2 protein-coding genes are annotated in these 1,764 nt (G+C 44.7%); both read left to right on the top strand.

What is annotated here, in order from left to right; translation table 11 throughout:
• Positions 1-195 precede the first annotated feature (195 nt).
• Positions 196-672, top strand: a complete 477-nt coding sequence (locus RM368_RS36195) for a hypothetical protein (RefSeq protein ID WP_322698528.1) — start codon at positions 196-198, stop codon at positions 670-672.
• Positions 673-1,160: 488 nt separating this feature from the next.
• Positions 1,161-1,764: HEAT repeat domain-containing protein (locus RM368_RS36190; RefSeq protein WP_322698527.1), on the top strand; the 604-nt coding region annotated here is incomplete at its 3' end.

Here is a 1,764-nt window from a genome sequence, read left to right as displayed (position 1 = left end):
CTGCTGATTTTATCACCCAGTCAGTTTAAAAGATGTTGGTAATGACAAGCCTTTACAAGGGGGGATTAAGGGGGGTAATTCGACTTGTGTGTAAACCAGAGAGGTTATTTTCCCTACTCCCCATTCCTTAAATACTGTGCGATCGCATTTACCAGTGGGAATCATAACAAACAGATTTACCACAGTAAATAATCAATGGCTTACCAAAATATTACAGGCTCCCTTTCCCCAGCAGATATCCAAGAAATCAAAGCAGCGTTTGCGACTATCCAAGCGAAGATGCCTTTTCTCGTAACCCTGAGTGTGGAAGAACGACGCAAGTTATTTAAGATGGGCGATAAAAGCCTAGCTTTCGTCAATACCAGCCTGACTGCGGCCCAGTCTAACCGAGATATTCTCCCAGCCAGCTTTGATGTCGATGAATTTGTGCGGGATTATCAATTAGCAATCACACTTACTGAGCTTTTGATTGGATTGCGACAACTGACAGAACAAGTAGATGATACCTTAATGGCAGTCGGCAGCGAAGCAATGGGCAGCAGTTTGACAGTTTATGATTACGTCAAGACTGCTGCTAAGAAAACTCCAGGGTTAAAAAGTCTTGCTGAACAATTAGGCGATCGTTTTAAGGCTATTAAAAGTAAATCTGTTAAAACTAACTCTGGTTCATAAGCTGTAGTTCAACGCACAAGATAAGATCCCCGACTTTTCAAAAAAGTCGGGGATCTGGCATTTAAACGCAATTTTAATCTTGTAGTGCAATATGTAAATGAATGAGTCTTTAATACTCGTGGACGAGTCTTTTATACTCGCGCGAGAGTCTTTAATACTCGTGAGCGAGTCTTTAATACTCGTGGGCGAGTCTTTGATACTCGTGGATGAGTCTTTGATCCTCGTGGACGAGTCTTTGATACTCGTGAGCAAGTCTTTTATACTCGCGCGAGAGTCTTTTATACTCGTGGACGAGTCTTTTATACTCGCGGGCGAGTCTTTTATACTCGTGAGCGAGTCTTTTATACTCGTGGACGAGTCTTTGATACTCGTGAATGCAGATCGCCTCCTACTTGTTGATACCAAGTTGCATTCTCAATCAGGAATTACGGATTGCAAGGTTGTTATTATACTCATAATCGCGTCTAATCTGCCACCTTGCTCCAAACATGGTTACAACTCTCCACCACCGCAGCAAGCCTTCTCGCTTTATCCTTTATGCTTTAGCTTTCATCCTTTCTTTTCTTTTTTGTTTGCCTTGGGTTAGCGCCAAAGAAACCCCCAAACCCAAACCCCAAGATTGGCAGATTAACGGTATATCAGCCGCCCTTGAGGATGGACATGACCAAGTTAAGGGATATGCTCTCAAGCAATTAGTTGAATATAATCTCAAAGATTTAAAATCCCTGGTGAAGAAACCAGAGGATATTGCCGAGAAAGCTGCCAAAATCCTCAAGGATGAAAAGGTGGACGCCAACGTTCGTTCAGGTGCGGCAGAGGCATTGGGCAACTTGGGAGACGCCGCAGCCAAGTATGCCCCTGACATCGCCAAAATCCTCAAGGATGAAAAGGTTCCCGCCTACGTTCGTAGAAGTGCGGCAGAGGCATTGGGCAACTTGGGAGACGCTGCAACCAAGTATGTCCCTGACATCGCCAAAATCCTCAAGGATGAAAAGGTTCCCGCCTACGTTCGTTCAGGTGCCGCAGAGGCATTGGGTAACTTGGGAGACGCTGCAACCAAGTATGTCCCTGACATCGCCAAAATCCTCAAGG

This window comes from Nostoc sp. DedSLP03 (assembly GCF_034530815.1).
In the GTDB taxonomy this organism is placed as follows: domain Bacteria; phylum Cyanobacteriota; class Cyanobacteriia; order Cyanobacteriales; family Nostocaceae; genus Nostoc.
This window is presented reverse-complemented; position numbering and strand designations above follow the sequence as displayed.

What these genes read in the sequence shown, in the direction of transcription:
- RM368_RS36195 (WP_322698528.1), top strand. Translation starts at nt 196, where the DNA reads ATGGCTTACCAAAATATTACAGGCTCCCTTTCCCCAGCAGATATCCAA.